Source organism: Gammaproteobacteria bacterium, from assembly GCA_013214945.1.
GTDB lineage: Bacteria > Pseudomonadota > Gammaproteobacteria > Enterobacterales > Psychrobiaceae > Psychrobium.
The window spans coordinates 80112-99526 of sequence record JABSRT010000004.1 but is presented as its reverse complement, the minus strand read 5'-3'; the positions used below and the strand labels follow the sequence as shown (position 1 = coordinate 99526).

At 43.4% G+C, this 19415-nt stretch carries 19 protein-coding genes and 1 pseudogene; 7 read left to right on the top strand and 13 right to left on the bottom strand.

The genetic code is table 11. The features are described 5' to 3' along the window. Positions 1 to 74: 74 nt before the first annotated feature. From ribB to HRU23_03620, 5 genes are all read right to left on the bottom strand, one after another. Positions 75 to 1184: a 3,4-dihydroxy-2-butanone-4-phosphate synthase gene (ribB, locus tag HRU23_03640; GenBank protein ID NRA53214.1), complete on the bottom strand. Its 1110-nt coding sequence runs from the start codon at positions 1182 to 1184 to the stop codon at positions 75 to 77. Positions 1185 to 1325: 141 nt separating this feature from the next. After that, on the bottom strand, positions 1326 to 1979 hold the full coding sequence (locus tag HRU23_03635; GenBank protein NRA53213.1) for a riboflavin synthase: 654 nt from the start codon (positions 1977 to 1979) through the stop codon (positions 1326 to 1328). An 18-nt stretch (positions 1980 to 1997) separates the two neighbouring features. Beyond that, complete coding sequence (ribD, locus tag HRU23_03630; GenBank protein ID NRA53212.1) at positions 1998 to 3107, bottom strand: bifunctional diaminohydroxyphosphoribosylaminopyrimidine deaminase/5-amino-6-(5-phosphoribosylamino)uracil reductase RibD; 1110 nt, start codon at positions 3105 to 3107, stop codon at positions 1998 to 2000. After that, a complete protein-coding gene (gene nrdR / locus HRU23_03625) occupies positions 3104 to 3559 on the bottom strand; it encodes a transcriptional regulator NrdR (protein ID NRA53211.1) in 456 nt (151 codons plus the stop codon). The genes ribD and nrdR overlap by 4 nt, the downstream gene beginning before the upstream one ends. A 159-nt stretch (positions 3560 to 3718) precedes the next feature. After that, complete coding sequence (locus HRU23_03620; GenBank protein ID NRA53210.1) at positions 3719 to 4969, bottom strand: serine hydroxymethyltransferase; 1251 nt, start codon at positions 4967 to 4969, stop codon at positions 3719 to 3721. Positions 4970 to 5417: 448 nt separating this feature from the next. On the opposite strand from HRU23_03620, the gene HRU23_03615 reads away from it, so the two are divergent. Further along, complete coding sequence (locus HRU23_03615; protein ID NRA53209.1) at positions 5418 to 6176, top strand: GGDEF domain-containing protein; 759 nt, start codon at positions 5418 to 5420, stop codon at positions 6174 to 6176. A 42-nt stretch (positions 6177 to 6218) separates the two neighbouring features. Here HRU23_03615 and HRU23_03610 read toward each other — a convergent pair whose 3' ends face one another. The 3 genes and pseudogenes from HRU23_03610 to HRU23_03600 form a co-directional block, all read right to left on the bottom strand. Then, the gene (locus tag HRU23_03610) at positions 6219 to 6536 is read right to left on the bottom strand and encodes an NIPSNAP family protein (GenBank protein ID NRA53208.1); all 318 of its coding nucleotides are present in this window, start codon (positions 6534 to 6536) and stop codon (positions 6219 to 6221) included. Positions 6537 to 6629: 93 nt separating this feature from the next. Continuing rightward, positions 6630 to 6854: pseudogene (locus HRU23_03605) on the bottom strand (DUF1272 domain-containing protein). 42 nt (positions 6855 to 6896) lie between these two features. After that, positions 6897 to 7325, bottom strand: coding sequence for a rhodanese-like domain-containing protein (locus tag HRU23_03600; GenBank protein NRA53207.1), 429 nt, complete (start codon positions 7323 to 7325; stop codon positions 6897 to 6899). Between the two features lie 120 nt (positions 7326 to 7445). On the opposite strand from HRU23_03600, the gene HRU23_03595 reads away from it, so the two are divergent. Beyond that, entirely contained in the window at positions 7446 to 8402 is a 957-nt protein-coding gene (locus HRU23_03595) for a helix-turn-helix domain-containing protein (GenBank protein ID NRA53206.1), read from the top strand. 80 nt (positions 8403 to 8482) lie between these two features. Continuing rightward, complete coding sequence (locus tag HRU23_03590) at positions 8483 to 8857, top strand: MmcQ/YjbR family DNA-binding protein (GenBank protein ID NRA53205.1); 375 nt, start codon at positions 8483 to 8485, stop codon at positions 8855 to 8857. A gap of 24 nt (positions 8858 to 8881) precedes the next feature. Here the strand turns inward: HRU23_03590 and HRU23_03585 are convergent, their stop codons facing one another. Together HRU23_03585 and HRU23_03580 are read right to left on the bottom strand one after the other, a co-directional pair. Continuing rightward, complete coding sequence (locus HRU23_03585) at positions 8882 to 9679, bottom strand: AraC family transcriptional regulator (protein ID NRA53204.1); 798 nt, start codon at positions 9677 to 9679, stop codon at positions 8882 to 8884. A gap of 16 nt (positions 9680 to 9695) precedes the next feature. Continuing rightward, on the bottom strand, positions 9696 to 10157 hold the full coding sequence (locus tag HRU23_03580) for a carboxymuconolactone decarboxylase family protein (GenBank protein ID NRA53203.1): 462 nt from the start codon (positions 10155 to 10157) through the stop codon (positions 9696 to 9698). A 249-nt stretch (positions 10158 to 10406) separates the two neighbouring features. On the opposite strand from HRU23_03580, the gene ettA reads away from it, so the two are divergent. After that, a complete protein-coding gene (gene ettA, locus HRU23_03575) occupies positions 10407 to 12071 on the top strand; it encodes an energy-dependent translational throttle protein EttA (protein ID NRA53202.1) in 1665 nt (554 codons plus the stop codon). 151 nt (positions 12072 to 12222) lie between these two features. Then, positions 12223 to 12576 (top strand): PilZ domain-containing protein, encoded by a 354-nt coding sequence (locus tag HRU23_03570; GenBank protein ID NRA53201.1) that lies wholly within the window; start codon positions 12223 to 12225, stop codon positions 12574 to 12576. Positions 12577 to 12633: 57 nt separating this feature from the next. Here HRU23_03570 and radA read toward each other — a convergent pair whose 3' ends face one another. After that, positions 12634 to 14013, bottom strand: coding sequence for a DNA repair protein RadA (gene radA, locus HRU23_03565; GenBank protein NRA53200.1), 1380 nt, complete (start codon positions 14011 to 14013; stop codon positions 12634 to 12636). 199 nt (positions 14014 to 14212) lie between these two features. Here radA and HRU23_03560 point away from each other — a divergent pair, with 199 nt between their 5' ends. After that, a complete protein-coding gene (locus tag HRU23_03560; protein ID NRA53199.1) occupies positions 14213 to 16633 on the top strand; it encodes a PilZ domain-containing protein in 2421 nt (806 codons plus the stop codon). A 127-nt stretch (positions 16634 to 16760) separates the two neighbouring features. Here the strand turns inward: HRU23_03560 and serB are convergent, their stop codons facing one another. Further along, the gene (serB, locus tag HRU23_03555) at positions 16761 to 17531 is read right to left on the bottom strand and encodes a phosphoserine phosphatase SerB (GenBank protein NRA53198.1); all 771 of its coding nucleotides are present in this window, start codon (positions 17529 to 17531) and stop codon (positions 16761 to 16763) included. A gap of 534 nt (positions 17532 to 18065) precedes the next feature. Here serB and HRU23_03550 point away from each other — a divergent pair. Further along, positions 18066 to 18689: a hypothetical protein gene (locus tag HRU23_03550; protein ID NRA53197.1), complete on the top strand. Its 624-nt coding sequence runs from the start codon at positions 18066 to 18068 to the stop codon at positions 18687 to 18689. 4 nt (positions 18690 to 18693) lie between these two features. On the opposite strand, the gene deoD is transcribed toward HRU23_03550, so the two are convergent. Then, positions 18694 to 19398 carry a purine-nucleoside phosphorylase gene (deoD, locus tag HRU23_03545; GenBank protein NRA53196.1) on the bottom strand — a complete coding sequence of 235 codons (705 nt, stop codon included), beginning with the start codon at positions 19396 to 19398 and terminating at the stop codon, positions 18694 to 18696. Between the last annotated feature and the right edge of the window lie 17 nt (positions 19399 to 19415).

Genomic DNA, 19415 nt, shown 5'->3' with positions numbered 1-19415 from the left:
CAAAAAAAGACAAGCCAGTAAAATACTGCGCTTGTCTTTTAATAAATTTGCGAACAAATTTTTAGTATTAATGGTTAGTCAGCAATGTACTCAACCACTTCCAGACCAAAGCCAGATAACGCATGATAACGTTTAACTGAACTCAACAAATTCATTTTACTAACGCCTAGGTTAGCTAAAATTTGCGATCCAACACCAACGCGACGAGAAGTGCCCTGCCATTTAGCAGCCACTGGCTTTTCGCCGTTGTCTTCTAGCTCAAACGCTTTCAACTGCGCCAATACTTCTTCGTTGCTTTGCTTATTTGCGAGCAAGATTAATACGCCATTTTGCTCGGCAATACGCGCCATCGCTTTATCTAATGGCCAGCTCCGGTTTTGTGAGCGATCGCTTGCTAACAAATCATTAAACGTGTTTTGCAAGTGAACCCGAACGTTAGTCACGCTGTCGCTATCGATATCACCTTTAATCATCGCGTAGTGCAGTTGATCATCAATCGTGTCACGGTAGGTTACTAAGTCAAACTCACCGTAACGAGTCGGTAATTTACACTGTGACTCTTTAATGATAGTCGTTTCGTTAGCGTTACGGTATTCGATTAAATCAGCGATGGTGCCAATTTTAATTCCGTGTTGCTCAGCAAAAATTTCTAAATCAGGACGTCGCGCCATGCTGCCGTCTTCTTTTAAAATTTCAACAATCACACTGGCCGGTTCACAACCCGCTAAGCGTGCTAAATCACAGCCAGCTTCAGTATGACCAGCGCGGGTTAGCACGCCACCATCTTGCGCCATCAGCGGAAATATATGACCCGGCTGCACAATATCGGCCGCCGTTGCATTAACACCTACTGCCGCTTCCACAGTGCGCGAGCGATCAGCGGCTGAAATTCCGGTTGTGACACCCGTAGTCGCTTCAATCGACACGGTAAAGTTAGTCGAAAACTGTGCTTTATTGGCATCAACCATCAACGGAAGGTTAAGCAACTCACAACGTGCTTTGGTCAACGTCAGGCAAATTAAGCCGCGACCATGCGTTGCCATGAAGTTAATCCCTTGTGGAGTGATTTTATCTGCCGCAATAATAAGGTCGCCCTCATTTTCACGATCTTCATCATCCATTAAAATAACCATTTTTCCTAAACGGATATCTTCGATAATGTCTTCAATTTTGTTCAATGCCATGACGAAACCTTAAGTATGTGCTGCTAAAGCTCTTATGAGAGCGAAATACGACGGACGATAATGATTAAATCGTTTTTTACAGGTAGATAGTTTGTTATACATGTGTTTGAACCCGACCTTTTTCAAGGCCTAGTTTAACATTTATTTTAAAAAACCGCTGCGTGCTAATAAATCCATGGTGACCGAACCTTGCTGCTCTTGCTTATTCACTTGCATTAGCCGTTCAAGGTAACGCGCAATTTGATCAACTTCCAGATTAACTCGGCTGCCAATTCTAAATTGGCTAATGGTTGTTTCACTCGCGGTATGTGGCACGATAGTCAAACGTAAACTGTCTTGCTCAAGCCCATTAACCGTCAGGCTAATACCGTCAACAGTAATTGAGCCTTTGTGCGCAATATAGCGCATTAGCTCAGTCGGTGCTTTAATCCAATAATCGGTGCTACGGCCATTGCTAATAATCCGCTCGACAGTGCCAACACCATCAACATGACCACTGACCATATGGCCGCCTAACCTTGTGGTTGGCGTAACGGCTTTTTCTAAATTTATTTTTTGACCGAGCTGATAATTGGCAAATCCGGTCAAACGTATTGTTTCAGACGACACATCAGCAAAAAAACTGCTGGGGGTTAATTTAACGACGGTTAAGCAAATACCATTACTGGCAATGCTATCGCCCAATTTTACATCGGCTAAATCTAGACCATTGGTGCTAATTTCTACTTGATAATCACTGCCGCAATTTACCAATTTTTTCAGCTGACCTACCGCTTCAATAATTCCAGTGAACATTGTTTTTTCTCAATTTATTTAATAATTAGGCGTGGCCACAATCCGAATATCACGGCCGACCATGCGTACATCGTCAAACGTCAGCTCAACTAACTGATCCATTGCGCTCATCTGTGGCAAGTTAAATAAACCTTTGCCCAAATCGCCAATTAATTTTGGCGCCTGATATACCACAAGTTTATCAACTAACTGCTGACTTAACAAAGCGCCACATAAGCCAGCACCCGCTTCCACCCATATCGAATTAATGCTGCGGTTAGCCAATATTTTTAATACCTGGCTTAAATCAAACTGACCGTCTCCTGCAATTATCAATTGCTCGACATGCTGGGGCCACTGATTATTATCTTGTGCTCTGCGCACTAAAATAATCGGCGATTTTATGCCGACCATTTTATGGCTAGGTAAAATCTTGTTGCCGCTGTCAATGACTACCCTAATAGGTTGGCGTAACTGCGCTTGATTAATAACATCACGGACGCCACCGAGTTCATCCCAGCGTAAATTCAAGCTTGGGTTATCGCTTAATACGGTGTCAGAGCCGGTTAAAATTGCGCAATGCTGGGCCCTAAACTGCTGAACATCAATCCGGGCATCAGGGCCGGTAATCCATTGGCTAACGCCGTTATTTAGCGCGGTGCAACCATCGAGAGTTACCCCTAACTTAACGGTTACCCAAGGCATGTCAGTGGTCATGCGTTTAATAAAACCCGGGTTAAGTGCTTGTGCCTGGCTCTCTAACAAGCCAGAGCTTACTTGTATGCCCGCTTGTTCGAGTTTGGCGATACCACGCCCTGCCACTTGCGGATTAGGATCAACCATCGCAATCACAACTCGGGTAATGCCAGCGTCAATTAAGCCATTGGCGCAAGGTGGTGTTCGACCAAAATGACTACACGGCTCAAGCGTAACATAGGCCGTTGCACCAACGGCCTCAGATCCTGCCTCGCGCAATGCATTCACTTCAGCATGACCTTCACCGGCGCGCTGATGATAACCACCGCCAATGATTTGCTTGTTTTTAACTAAAATACAGCCGACATTCGGGTTAGGCGACGTCGTAAAGCGGCCTAACTTAGCGAGATTAATCGCCTGTTGCATGTATTGGCGGTCGCATTGCTCACTCATTCGTTGTTATCCAGCTTGGCTATCTCTTTACCAAATTCTTCAACATCTTCAAACGCGCGATAAACCGAGGCAAATCGAATGTAAGCGACTTTATCAAGCTGCTTTAATTCGTCCATCACTAAATTACCAACAAAAGCGGTTTCAAGTTCGCGCTCACCCGTTGCGCGCAGTTTCGATTTAATTTGATGAATCGACTGTTCAATCAGATCAATGCCGACAGGGCGCCGTTCAAGAGCCCGCAACATGCCGTCACGTAACTTGTCTTCATTAAAGGGCTCGCGCGCGCCGGTGGTTTTAATAATTCGAGGCATCACCAACTCAGCTTGCTCAAACGTGGTAAAACGCTCCTGACAGCTGGTACATTGACGACGACGACGTACCTGAGCACCGTCGGACACTAGACGTGAATCGATAACCTTGGTTTCACCGGCTCGACAAAATGGACAATGCATAACTTACCTTAACCCTTACCGTGACCAACAAAACTTAATTATGAACAAACTGTTAGGTTAGCTGGTTAGTACAGCCAAAAACGAATAATGGCCGCCAAAGCGACCATTATACATATTCTCAGATAAGGGGTGTACCCTCGTGACAATTAAGCCAACTGATTAGCCATATACAGGCAAACGAGCACAAATTTCTAACACGCTTTTCTTAACGCGCTCAGTAACTGTTTCGTCACCGATGTTGTCAAGAACATCACAAATCCAACCCGTTAGTGCTTTAGTATCGCTAACTGTAAAACCACGACGAGTAATAGCTGGCGTGCCTAAACGCAAACCTGACGTGATAAACGGTGAACGCGGATCATTAGGAACCGAGTTTTTGTTTACCGTAATAAATGCACGACCCAACGCGGCGTCAGCATCTTTACCAGTGTAGTCTTTACCGATTAAATCAAGTAATAATAGGTGGTTAGTCGTACCGTTAGACACTACTTTGTAACCACGTTCGATTAATACTTCAACCATTGCATTAGCGTTATCTAATACCGCTTGCTGATAAACTTTGAATTCTGGTTGTAACGCTTCTTTAAATGCTACCGCTTTAGCCGCGATAACGTGCATTAATGGGCCACCTTGACCACCAGGGAATACGGCTGAGTTTAATTTCTTTTCTACCGCTTCGTTTGCACGAGCCAAGATTAAACCGCCACGAGGACCAGCCAGCGTTTTATGGGTAGTCGTCGTTACAACATCAGCAATGGGTACTGGGTTCGGGTAAAGACCCGCAGCAACAAGACCTGCAACGTGAGCCATATCAACGAATAAGTAGGCACCTACTTTATCGGCGATGTCACGAAAACGCTGCCAATCAACAATGCCAGAGAATGCTGAGAAACCAGCAATAATCATTTTAGGCTTGTGCTCAAGTGCCAATGCTTCAACTTGTGCGTAATCAATATCACCCGCGTCATTTAAGCCGTATTGCTTGGCGTTATATAATTTGCCAGAAAAGCTAACATGAGAACCGTGAGTTAAGTGACCACCGTGAGCCAAGCTCATACCTAATACAGTATCGCCGTGCTCAAGTAGCGCTAAAAATACCGCTGAATTAGCTTGTGAACCTGAGTGCGGTTGCACGTTAGCGTAATCGGCACCAAATAATTCTTTAGCACGGTCAATCGCTAAAAATTCAGCTTTATCAACGTACTCACAACCACCGTAGTAGCGCTTGCCCGGGTAACCTTCAGCATACTTATTAGTAAGCTGTGAGCCTTGTGCTTCTAAAACACGAGGACTACAGTAGTTTTCTGAAGCAATTAATTCAATGTGCTCTTCTTGACGGGTAGTTTCTTGGGAAATAGCTTCAAACAATTCAGGATCGAAATCGGCAATGGTCATATCACGTTTAAGCATCATTAAGCTCCGCAGATAGTTAATATAAAAAATAATGGCGCTATTCTACCTGCCAAACGTTATAAATCCTAGCCAAAATCAGCCTTTTTCAATTCAAAAATGTCTAGTGTTATATCTTAATATTATGATAGCCATCACGGACTAATTTCACGTTAAGGTGGTGACTGAGTAAGTCTCTGCTTAATTCACCACAAAGTGAGTAATTTTCGTATTAGCAGGCGCTGCTATGTCTACTTAATTGACTATAAATACCGGTGTTTATGTGGCCAATATCCCCCTAATATTTAAGGTCTTGTCCCGATCTTAATCCCTCAGATCGTATTAGCAGCCACTCTCTGGTCAAAATTATCCGTCATATTTACAACGAGCGACTATAATTAGCGACTAACCAAAACACCAGCCGCTGTTAATGGTCTGTGTAAAATGGTTATAACAAGGATTTAACCCCATGAGACATCGACTAGAGCCGCTTGGCCGAGGCAACTTGGTCTTATTAATCACCTGTTTGGCTATTATTTTAACCCTCAGTCTTAACACGGCTATTATTTATTTCATTACTCATAATTTTGAACATTTATTGCGATCTAACATAAAAACTTTTGTCATTGCATTAATTGTTACGCCCTTGCTGTCTTGGTACCTCGTTGGCTTATTATACAAATTAGATAAACTTGAAAAAGAAATGACCTTTCTTGCCTCTTACGATTCATTAACCGGGCTTTTTAATCGCCGAGCTTTCTTTGTATCTTGTGACATCGCTTATAACTTGGCACAGCGCAACCAACAGCCTTACAGTATTCTTGCAATTGATATGGATTTTTTTAAACAGATAAATGACCAGTTCGGCCATGCTTGTGGCGATAAGGTACTGGCTGAGTTTGGCGAGTTATTAAGTCAAATGTGCCGTGAAAGCGACATCAAGGGTCGACTCGGCGGCGAAGAGTTTGCGGTATTTTTGCCTAACACCATTTGCTCCCAAGCCGAGGCGTTCGCCGAAAAGTTACGCCAACAAATCCATAATCAAAAGCTCACTCACCAAGATAATAAGATCAGCGTGACAATAAGCATTGGTATATCTACCAGCCCAGCTCATGAGTTCATTAAAGTAGAGCAAATATTAAACCAAGCCGATGAAGCGCTTTACCAAGCGAAAGGCCAAGGCAGAAATATCGTTGCAATATTTAAAACGGATCCTGTCACGGCGTAGCTATTGCGAACAATTGACACCCATCGCCGACTAATCAGTCAATTAACTGAAAACGGGTCGTAAGAAACTACGCTCATAGCTGACAATACAGCGTGTTGCTTGGGCGTACTCAAATGCCGCGATACATCTATTATCTTTAGCCGCCTTGCAGCGGTAAATTTCATAAGCGCCAAGGCTTGGAAAACTAAATATCGCCAATGCAATATTATTGGCCCCTTCCGATGGCAAGAAATAGCCAAGATGATTTCCGCCAAACTGATTCACTAACGGGATCCATAATTTTGCATAGTGTTCGAATTCAACCAGTTTATTTGGATCAATCACATAACGTAAATAACAAGCGACTGTATGTTCAACAATACCCTCTTCTATGATATTCGGTTCTGTGATACTCGGGCCTGTGATATTAGCTTCAGTGATACTCTGCTCAGCGGCTTTACCAACCCTGCGATGTGCTTTTAATACCCGCTCGGTTGACGCAGGGTTATTTACTAATGCAGCGGCTGGCCTGATCGGTCGTGGCACAAAATTACCAGCACAGTTTGGACAAGTAGCATTTAACACAGTGCTGGCGCAATGCGCACAAAAAGTACACTCGAAACTACAAATAACTGCCTCGGTTGATTGCGGTGGCAGGTCCTTGTCACAGCATTCGCAATTTGGTCTTAAAACTAACATTACAATTCCTTAGCTTAAAAATTAGAAAAACAGGCTATTACGTTATTCGACAGTAACGGATTGCAGTGAAGACACATCAGCTTGAACCAAAGAGAACCCCTCATCTAACCAGCCAGTAACACCGCCAATCATTTTTTTGACCGGCCGATTAAGTTTTGCCAATCTAATCGCCGCTTTTTCGGTGGCATTGCAATGTGGCCCGGCGCAGTAAACCACAAAGAAGCTATTGTCGGCGAAACCCACCAAAGACTCAGCCGTAATTTTTTGCACTGGCATGCTAAGCGCTCCAGCGATATGAGCTTGTTGATACATAACCGTACCTCTGACATCAAACAACACGAAGTCTTGCCGGTTATTGCTGATGGCATGGTGAACATCCCAGCAATCCGTTTCATATTTAAGTAAGTTTTCAAAATGGGCTAACGCGTCTGCACTAACTGCTGCAGCGGGCCTAGAGACGGCTGATGACATATTGGGTGATCTCATTTATTGATTGAATACTTATCTTAGCCAGTTACTCGCCCATTCATAATTGGCTTATAAGACACATTACGTTAAGATTAAGCCAAGCTCCATGTCAGGTATAAAGTTATCAATAAAGTCGCGATATTAAGCTATCAAAATGTCTCTTTGTTTGAGCTAGGGTGTGCTACTGAATTTTTTACCCTGCCCAGACCCGAGTATGACAACTGGTATCAAGGTGAAGTGGTCAGCTTTACTGACTCGCTCGTCTCATCGGCCGGCGGCATTGAACTGCGCGTTAAAAAAATTGATAACTTAGCTGACTATAATATTTTGGTTATTCCAAGCTGGGATCCCATCAATCCCGAATTATCCGAGCACATAAAGCAATTGGTTGTCGATTTTCATCAGCAAGGCGGCAAGCTATTATCTTTTTGCTCCGGCTCTTTTTTCATTGCACAATGTGGCCTGTTGGCCGGCCGAGATGCCACCACTCACTGGCGTTATGCCGACAGGTTTAAACAAAACTATCCCGACGTCCGATTTGTTAAAGATGTACTTTATGTTTATCAAGATCGCATTGGCTGCTCAGCAGGCAGTGCTGCAGCGCTCGATTTTTGTCTTGAAGTGGTCAGGCGAGACTTTAGCCATCAAATTGCCAACCAGATAGCTCGGCGTTTGGTGATCCCAGCCCACCGTGATGGCGGTCAATCGCAATTTGTCGAAACCCCGATGGTCGAACATCAGTCGCTGTTTGCCAGTACTTTAGACTGGGCGATTGAAAATTTACAGCGCCCAATGAGTATTGACGAAATGGCGACAAAATCAGCCATGTCACGGCGTAGTTTTGATCGCCATTTTAGAGCAAGTATTGGAATGAGTCCCAAAGAATGGCTGACAAGCCAACGATTGCAACTGGCCAAATCCTTGTTAGAAAGTACTAGCCACACTATCGAGCATATATCAGAGCAAACGGGCTTTAATAATGCGATGAACATGCGACATTATTTCCGCCAACAACTGTTGATTTCACCAAGCCAATATCGACGCCAATTTTCGACGAGACCAACCAATACCACAGCTTAAATTGGCCGTGATTAATACTATGACTAATATCGATGAATAATACAGATGACTAATACCGATGAATAAGTGCGGGAATAAACATGACATATGATCAATTCAATATTTTTTGCGGCTCTTTGCCTGTTACTTCACACGTTGTGCAATGGGGCAATTCTGATGTCTGGAAAGTGGGAGACAAAACGAGTGGTAAAGTATTCGCTATTGGTGGTTGGGGCAACGGTGATAACCCCGCATTTACCTTTAAAACCTCGGCGCTCAATTATGAATTTTTAAAACAACAGCCGGGTTATCGACCAGCGCCCTATTTTGCCAACCGCGGCATGAAATGGATTCAGGCTTATGACGTCACACAGGATCCCGACGCGCTACAATATTACCTTAAAGAATCGTATCGCTTAGCCTCTTTGAATTTGACCAAAACCAAGCAACGCGAGCTGGGGCTGAATCAGCAATAAAAGATCAGCGGTTGCAAATTAAATTTACGCTTTTAGCAACAGAGTAAATTTTTTCGGTGTGATTTGGGCAATATTTTTAAATTCTCGCGTCATGTGAGCCTGATCGGTAAAGCCCTTTTCTAACGCCAGAGTTGCCAAATCAATATCAGGATTATGTTTAAGTGAGTTACGGGTATCATTAACACGCATAATCCTTTGATAATGTTTGGCGGTAATGCCAAGCCATTTTTGACATTGACGTTCGAGTTGCCGTTGACTTAGCCCGATATTGCCACTGATTTTTGCAATGTCGCCCGTTAAATGCCCCGTCGATTGACGCCTTTGTAAGTCATCAAGTGCTTGGGTCAATGAGTAAGGAGGCGATTGCGCTACACCGAGCAACTGATGTAACCAACGATATAAGATAACGATTTGTGCGTAATGACCGCTGACCTTGCTTAAATCGTTAAACAAAGCATTAAGCGCTGGCAAATGCTGACCTTGCGGCTCTAAAGCCAGCGACTGTTCGGCAAACACGGTCAATACTCCCAGAGCTGCCGCCGGATGAAAGCGCACCCCCACCAGTTGTGAGCCTGGCGCCAGGCTAATGGTCTGCGCTTGTGTCGACACGGGTTGCAAAATCACTCCCGGCGAATGTGTCACCCCTGCCAACTCAATGTTTCTCGTTAAATTAAATATAATACCGCTGCCAGCATCGCCATATAACCACCGAGTCAGCGACTGCTGCTGGTTTAGTGAGGTCGATGCAACCCACAACCCCTGGATATGGGTCGATAATAATGCTTGAGGCTGAAAGAGTGTAAAATCGATACTGGACTCCACGTGATTTATAACGGCTTTAACTGGGCTGATAAATGCCAACTTCGGGTTTAAAGGCTTTGACAATTCTATTCCAACTGTTGATGGCATTAACCGCAATCGTCAAATCAAACAAACCACGCTCACCAAAAATTTTAACCGCCGCTTGATAATCTGCATCGTTTATTGTTTGCCCGCTGGTAACTGACTCACTCCATGTTAAAGCACTTTGCTCATGCTGGGAATATAATGGCATATCGCGCCAGGCGCTTAAGCCGATAATTCGCTCGGATGTTTCGCCAAGCTTAAACGCATCTTTGGTATGCATGTCGATGCAATAGGCGCATTGGTTAATTTGAGAAATTCGCAGTTTAACTAACTCCCAAATTGCCATTGTCACGGTATGCTCGCTCGTGAACTGCTGGTTTAGGTATTTTTCCTGTTCAATTAAGATCGTCATCGCTTGCGGTGATATCGTGAAGTGATTTAATCGTTTTGTCATGATCTTGCCTCTGGTTAAAAACTTAATATTAAATATTTAACCAGCACGTTTATTGAATATTTTCGACATTGTGCCAACGAACCTTACGGATCAAGCGATCAGTAATGCAGTTCAATCGACTGCTGATTTATCGTTTATTGACCAAATAACTTGCCGCGTAGAGTACCAAGCTAATTAGCCATACACTGATTACGATTTTTTGTTTACACTAGTCCTAGACTCAAAATTGATTAACGCTAAGGAACCACAATGGCTCAATTTATTTATTCAATGCATCGGGTTGGCAAAGTCGTGCCACCGAAAAAGCATATCTTAAAAGACATTTCTCTCAGCTTTTTTCCTGGCGCAAAAATTGGTGTGCTCGGATTAAACGGTTCAGGTAAGTCAACTTTACTGCGCATTATGGCCGGACTTGATACCGATATTGAAGGTGAAGCTCGTGCGTTGGCCGATATCCGAATTGGTTACCTGCCGCAAGAACCCGTATTAGATAATGAAAAAACAGTGCGCGAGTCGGTCGAAGAAGCTTTTAAAGAGGTTAAAAATGCCTTAGTACGGCTAGATCAGGTTTATGCTGAATACGCCGAAGAGAATGCTGATTTTGACAAATTAGCCAAAGAGCAAGGCGATTTAGAAGCATTAATTCAAACGCAAGATGGTCATAATCTTGATAATGCCCTTGAACGTGCGGCCGATGCACTACGCCTGCCTGATTGGGATCGTAAAATAGGTATATTGTCGGGTGGTGAACGCCGCCGAGTCGCACTTTGTCGTTTACTGCTTGAAAAACCCGATATGTTATTGCTTGATGAGCCAACCAACCACCTTGACGCAGAATCAGTGGCATGGCTGGAACGTTTCTTACATGATTACCCAGGCACGGTGGTCGCCATTACCCACGATAGATATTTCCTCGATAATGTCGCAGGCTGGATCTTAGAGCTAGACCGTGGTCAGGGCATTCCATGGGAAGGTAATTACTCAAGCTGGCTAGAACAAAAAGACGCCCGCTTAAGTCAAGAAAAATCACAAGAGAAAGCCCGCCAAAAATCGATTGCCAAAGAGCTGGAATGGGTTCGCTCAAACGCAAAAGGTCGCCAAGCAAAAAGCAAAGCACGGATGTCACGTTTTGAAGAACTAAACCAAGCTGATTTTCAACTGCGTAATGAAACCAACGAGCTCTTTATTCCACCAGGACCACGCCTTGGCGATCAGGTTATTGATATTAACAACCTGACTAAGTCTTATGATGGCCGAGTGCTGATTGACGATTTAAGCTTTAGCATTCCCAAAGGGGCTATCGTTGGCATTATTGGTCCTAACGGCGCGGGTAAATCGACCCTGTTCAACATGATCACCGGCCGTGAGCAGCCAGACTCTGGCACGATAGTCATTGGCGACTCAGTAAGTTTAGCCAGTGTCGACCAGTTCCGCGATGACATGAAAGACTCCAATACCGTATTTCAAGAAATTACCGATGATCAAGACATTTTAACCGTCGGTACCTTACAGATCCAGTCACGAGCTTATGTCGGTCGCTTTAACTTTAAAGGCGGCGATCAGCAAAAACGCATTGGTGATTTGTCGGGTGGCGAACGTAACAGAGTACACCTAGCTAAGTTACTCAGAGCGGGTGCCAATGTTATTTTACTCGATGAACCAACCAATGATCTCGATGTTGAAACCTTACGTGCACTCGAAGATGCCTTGCTTGATTTCCCGGGCTGTGCCTTGGTTATTTCTCACGATCGCTGGTTTTTAGATCGAGTCGCCACCCATATCCTTGATTATCGTGACGAGGGTAAGATAAATTTCTATGAAGGAAACTACAGCGACTACGAAAAATGGCTCAAGGAAACCTTAGGTGAAGCCGCCACTCAACCGCATAGAATAAAATACAAACGTATTTCATAAGTCCGACTATACTCAGTGTAAATCATGGTTGAGGTCTGTTATCGCCTGCTTCAGCCATTGATTTAAAACAAAAAAAACTTGCCAATCACGCCTTAGCTATCTTAGGCTATAATTAGAAGGGTTTTTTGAAAATAATCTAGGGATCAGGACAATGGAAGAAAAGCGACTATTTCAACGGATACTCTTTAGCCACGACGCCACTTTGGTCGATGCTACGGGCAAATGGCCAATTCAGATCCTGGATCTGTCGCTTCATGGTTTCTTATGCACCGAACCGGCTAATTCAACTATGCAGCTTAATCATCTTGCCAGCTTAGTGCTAAAACTTGATGATCAACACAGCATTACCATCAATGCCAAACTTGTTCATATTGATAATCAGTTACTTGGTTTTGATAATCACGATATCGATATTGATAGCATTTCGGAACTAAAGCGACTGGTTGAACTCAACCTTGGCAATGATGAGTTGCTGCACCGTCAACTTGCTGAGTTAGCCCGTTAATCATCAGCATTTTCAAAATTGATGTTCTCAATGCGAAAATAAACGGGCTAGCCAAGATCAAAAAAGCGCCTCAATTGCTTGGGTTAGTTTTTTAACTCCAATAACTTCCATGCCGGCGGGTAATATCTTAGGCACATTAGCAGCCGGTACTATCGCCCTAGTAAACCCGTGCTTGGCCGCTTCGTTTAAACGTTCTTGACCACTGGGCACCGGTCTTATTTCCCCCGCTAAGCCAACTTCGCCAAATACCACTAAGTTATGCGGCAGCGCCTGGTTTTTAAAGCTCGACATCATCGCCATCAATAACGCTAAATCAGCGGCAGTTTCGGTAATTTTCACCCCACCAACGACATTGGCAAATACATCTTGATCCGACATTTGAATGCCTGCATGACGATGTAATACCGCTAATAAAATAGCCATTCTATTTTGCTCAAGACCCACCGCTATCCGCCGTGGATTAGGCATTTGTGAGTAATCGACTAACGCTTGCAACTCAACCAATAAGGGCCGCGTTCCTTCCCATAGCACCAATACCACAGAGCCCGGACTTTCTTCGTCGTCACGACTTAAAAAGATTGCTGACGGGTTAGTGACTTCTTTTAAGCCTTTGCCCGTCATCGCAAACACACCTAATTCGTTGATCGCGCCAAAGCGATTTTTATGACTTCGCATTGTTCTAAATCGACTATCAGTCGTACCATCAAGCATAATCGAGCAATCAACGCAGTGCTCTAATACCTTGGGCCCAGCCAGCGCACCGTCTTTAGTGACGTGACCAACTAAGAATATTGCCACCCCAACTTGCTTGGCAAATCGGGTTAAAAAGGCAGCTGATTCTCTGACTTGCGCGACACTACCTGGGGCCGATTGAATATCGCCCACATGCACAACCTGAATCGAGTCAATCACCATAATTTTAGGCCGTTCTCTATTGGCGACTTCACAAATAGCTTCCACTGAGGTTTCAGACAACATTTTCAGTTTGTCAGTGGGTAATCCTAAGCGGTTGGCCCGCATGGCAACCTGTGATAGCGATTCCTCCCCAGTGACATACAAAGCCGGCATGTTAGCCGCCAATCGACACATCACTTGCAGTAACAAGGTGCTTTTACCTGCGCCAGGGCTGCCGCCGATTAAAATAGCGGAACCTGGCACTATTCCCCCGCCGAGCACTCGATCAAATTCCTGATAGCCGCTCGGAATTCGTGGCAACGCGGTTAATGAAATTTGATCCAAGGTTTGCAATGTATTATCACTCGCTCCTGCATAACCAGAAAAACGATCACTGCGCTCATTCGCTTTGGTATCTTTCGCTGTCTCAAGACGCATTTCCGTAATAGTGTTCCACTCTTTACAGGCACCACACTGCCCTTGCCATCGGGCATGCTCGCTGCCACAATCATTACAGACATAAACTGATTTTATCTTTGCCATAGCTCTCATTTATTATTTGTACTTTAGGCGCACTTTTTGCATGATTCATTATTAAACATCAGCACAATAAATTGCACGTACTACCCTTGATGGCGCTAATTTATCACGATCATGGTTATTTTTTTAGTATTTGTGCGTTACGATAATAAATTACCCCCTGATGTACAGAATATTTTCATGATTTGAGGCACCGAATTAAATGACGACAGAGACTGAACACAAGCTGCTTCAAACAGTAATCCCTTATTTTAATGAACAAAATTTTGACACTCGCTTTGATCGAGCGACTCATCAATTGTCAAAATCTCAACGCTTTTTATTAAAAATGGAACTTAAACGACTATTTGCCCCGTGCCCACGTAGCATCGACTTACGCGGTAAAGTAGACACCCCTTGCCAACCGTTTGAACATTTAGGTAAAACTCATTACTTAGATCCAACCGCTCTTGAATTGTTTGAGCATTCATTGGCAACGTATAACAGCTATACCATGGGGGTATATGAAGAAGTCACCAATGCACAAAACAGCTATCGCGCGAAACAACAACAACAAGATCAGACGCGTCGTGATAAGTTAAAAAATCAACATTTGCGCGTAACCCCAACTAATACAACAGAACAAACCCTGCCACTTCATCATAGCGAACTTATCTCGTTAAGCGATTTTCATCAGCGTTGTGAAGAACGTATTAATATCGTAACAAAAATCCAAACTCGCTTGTTCAACGGCCACCACTTGCACGGGATAACGTCGAATGTATCTGTAAGTGGCTGCAAAATTAAAATACCAGCTCAGTATCAGATCAGCATAGATCAAACTATTTATATTAATTATTTAGCTATTGAGCGTAACGATGAGCAACAACTGATTAAGGACATCGCTTATACTGTGCTAGGGGTTACTCAACATAATGATATGTTATGGATTAATTGTGTGCGTCAGCATAAAGATATGGCAGTATCACAATTCATCCATCAATTTATTAAAGCTCAGCGTCAAGCCTCAACCGTTGATACTTCGCATATTATCGAAGCAATTCGAAGCATTGGTTATCAGCAGCTTCTTATAAATAAAGTATCGGGTATTCCGTTGTTTTTTAGTCAGCACGACAATCAATATAAGCTTGAGTTGGCCTTATGTAATTACGATAACAAACAAATTTTAACTTACTGGCAAAATCAAAGTAATCTGCAAAAAATCGCTGCTGCTTTCCCAACAAAACGCTTAAAGCAATTATTAGCGGGTTCGTATGATATTCACAGCACCATTTTATATTGCTTTACCCATGTAGCCCGAGGCAAAAAATATTTTTACAGTGCCACCGCACAAGAATTAGCACAAACTGGTTTATTTGATTTATTCAGCTCTTTTGGCGGTGCTAAAGACAGCTGGCAGGTTTACCAACTGACCTTATGCCCAACCATGAATTATCAATGGCAATTACCTGAGGTACTGCCAACTCATTTGATTAAACAAGAAAAGATATCAGCAGAGCAACACAAGCACTTACTAAAGTTGCACAATATCGAAGTAATGGCTTACTTAATTCCAATATCAGATCAAACGAGTAAAACTCTCTATCAGCAGCGAACAGTCGCCAATAGAGACCTTTCCCAATTAAAACAATTTGGTCACAGTGATTCGGTACCTGAAGGGCTTAGTTTGATCGACACCAATCAATTTGCCCTGCGCCTAGAAGACAGATACAGCTATCAAACAAAAGTATTTCTTCACCATAACAAAGAAGTAGTCACTGGAAAAACCATTGATTTTTCAACCCAAGGCATGCAAATTCAACTGACACGTTCTATCGCTTGCCAAAAGCAAGATACCGTTAACATTCAAATGCCATTGTTAGAGCGCTCTTCAGGCAGTGAAAAAGCATCCTTTATCAGTTACGAAGTGATGCGAGTTACCCCTGACGGTAAAACGTTGAACCTGAAAGTCATCAGCTCAAGCGAGTACAGCGATGGTCCCAAACAGCTTTATTTACTAATAAAAAAGAATAAACATAAATTAACGGCGCAAGTTTCACCGCCACCGCTATTAACTAAATCTCTTAATTTACTGTTTTCTAATCATATTAGTAGTTTATATTTGATGATCGCCAAGCAAGGTATCAACTATAAAATTGCCAAAGTGGTTAAGCCATCTGACAGTAATCGTCTGTTTAATTTATTCTCGGTATTATCGGCCGATCCGCAATGGTGCAATATGGCGCCCTTAACCAGAAACAATTTGTTTAAGGCCATCTTTGAGCAGCCGATCAAACAGCTATCATCTACACCGATAAGCATCACTAACGAAATATATATTCAACTTAACCGCGGTACTCGTGGCAGCGAATATACTTATGTCACGAAAATTGCTGCGGAACTTACCACGGAAGAGCAGCACCGAGAGTTTATAGAACAACCACAAGGCCAGTTTTACGCGATTAGAGTAGCGGTTAAATTAACCGATAAAATTGATTATAAATGCGTGTCACGAGAAATTATTTACGCGGCTAAGCAAGCCAGTTTTAAAACCCGCCAATTGCAGGCTGAACTTGACAGCATTGTCGCGGTTGCCGAACTAATCGATATTACCGAGGAAGTAAAAAATCGTTATAGCCAATAACGGGGCTATAAGTTGCCTTGCAGAGTTGGAGCGAAGAGATGAGCGCAAAGATGAACGGCAGAAAAATACTGGGCTAATTAAACGGCCGAGTATTTGACTGCGTATTGGTTCATGGTGTCTCGAGCAATTACCTAGTCAGCAACGCGATTACAGCGCCTAAATCACCCTGATTAATTGTAATGCTCGCTTGCTGCTGCACTAAAGGTTTAGCATGAAATGCTATGCCTAAACCAGCTTGCTCCATCATCAGCAGGTCATTGGCACCGTCACCAATCGCAATCGTTTGGCTTAATGGCACATTGTATTTAGCCGCAAGTTCAACCACTGTTTCAGCTTTAACTTGCGCATCAACAATCCGCCCTGTCACCTCACCAGTTAACGCGCCATCGCAAACTGAAAGTACATTAGATACCGCATCATCAAGCCCCAATTGCTGTTTTAAGTTATCAGCAAAATAGGTAAAACCGCCCGAGGCAATCGCCACTTTCCAGCCGCTGGCTTTAAACTGTGCAACGAGTTCGACCATGCCTGGCATTAAGGGTAAATCGGTCGCAATGCGGTCAAGTAACGACAATTTAATGCCTTGCAGCTTAGCAACGCGCGCTCGTAAACTTTGAGCAAAGTCTAATTTCCCCTGCATCGCTAGCTCAGTTATCTGTGATACTTCTTCGCCAACCCCAGCTAATTTGGCTATTTCATCGATGCACTCAATAGTAATACTGGTTGAATCCATGTCCAGTACCACTAGCCCTGGCAAATCAAGCCGTGGTAATTCGCGTACCACATTCACGTCGCCCCCCCATTGAGCCGCAATGGCGTTCAAAGAGACCAAGTCAAGATGGTTGTTAGACAGTAATTCAAAAGATTGGCAATTAAGTGTTTGTTTAATTGGCAACATCGCTAACAGATTACTTGCAGCATACTCGCAACAACGCGTAAACAGCTCACGACTAATCACTGGTGCCGTAATTACCAAGCGTTCGAGCGCCGCTGGCCAAGCAATTTGTTTTGCCGATATACTTAATAATGGTTGGACCGTTGGTACCGCATCGTTGCAGGGCAACAATACGGCTGGCACACCACTCTCACCAATCGCAACACAGGTTTTACTGTGATGCTCGCCAGACAAATAATCATAAACATTTAAAGAATCAGCAACATAAGCATTATACTGTGACACAACAACCCCTTCGACAATGAAATTTTGGATTAGACTTGCTAAAAAACGACACTAACCTATCAAAAAATAACAACAATTGATATTAGCAAATAATATTAACTTGCCGGCCTTTTGTCTTTTCAAATAAATAATTACCTTTTATTCAAATAGCTAGTAGTATTTCAAAGTGAAGACTAACCGTGTAACTCTCGTTTAATATAACCTGAGTACCGGATAAACTAATCTTAAACGGACAAATTTTAAGGAACGGCAGTGATCAGCATTCGAGCCCTTAACAAGCACATTATCATTAATCGCTTAAGTCAGTTATCGCTGGCGATTTTGCTGTTACTCTTTTTAGCCAGCTTGTTGTGGTTTTCTGACCAACAATCTCAGCAATTACGCCAGCAGCAACAGCAAGCAGTAACTGAATTACTGAAACAACAACTTGGCCTCGCGGCAACGATGGGGCTTAAATTAAATCAGCAACAGCAGTTGCAATGGTTAGCGCAATCACTGAGTGAGTCTCCGCTACTTAATGGGGTATGGATCCACCGAGCTGATGGCACATTAATGGCCGAATCAACTAAGGCAATGCCCGGCGAGTCAATCTTGCTGGTGACTGAAGTGCGTCAGGATAAGTTGCTTGGTTATTTAAAACTAAGCCTCAATAAAAATGAATTTATTGCGCCAATTGTCGCGATACAGCAACAGCAATTGCAATGGCATCAGTGGTCTTTAGTACTGGCAGGTATTATTGGTTTTTTATTAGCACGCGCCTTGTCGCAAAAGCGAGCACGCTATCAGCTAAGAAATTCTGTGTGGCGTAATCAAAAAAAACAGGCTGCTAAGCAACAACTTATTGCACATAACAGCCCAGACATAAGCGAAAAATAACGATTTAAATCAGCGACTCTAGCGTCAATTCAATCATGTCATTGAACGTGGTTTGACGCTCTTGCGCTGTAGTGACTTCGCCAGTTCTGATATGATCAGAAATGGTGACAACACAAAGTGCATTAGCGCCATATTCAGCAGCAACACCGTATAAACCCGCCGCTTCCATTTCAACTGCCAACACATTCATCTTTTCACAGGTATCAAACATCGTTTCATTAGGTGAATAAAATAAATCTGCGGTATAAACATTGCCGACCTTAGCACTGACGCCTTTGGCTTTAGCCGCAGTAACAGCGTTAGCCAGTAGCTCATAATTGGCGATCGCGGCAAAGTCGTGCCCTTGAAAACGACCACGGTTAACGCCTGAGTCAGTACACGCACCCATCGCAATAATAACATCGCGAATTTTAACGTCTAATGAAATAGCGCCGGCAGTGCCAACACGGATCAGGTTTTTAACCCCGTACTCAGTAATAAGTTCTTTGGCGTAAATAGAAATAGACGGAATGCCCATGCCGGTGCCCATCACAGAAACTTTTTTACCTTTGTAAAAACCGGTGTAACCCAGCATGTTGCGAACGTCATTAACCTGAACAACGTCGGTTAGAAATGTATCGGCAATGTATTTTGCACGCAGCGGATCGCCTGGCAACAAAATTGATTCGGCAAAATCGCCAACGTTGGCACTAATATGTGGAGTAGCCATAAGGTATCCTTTATGTA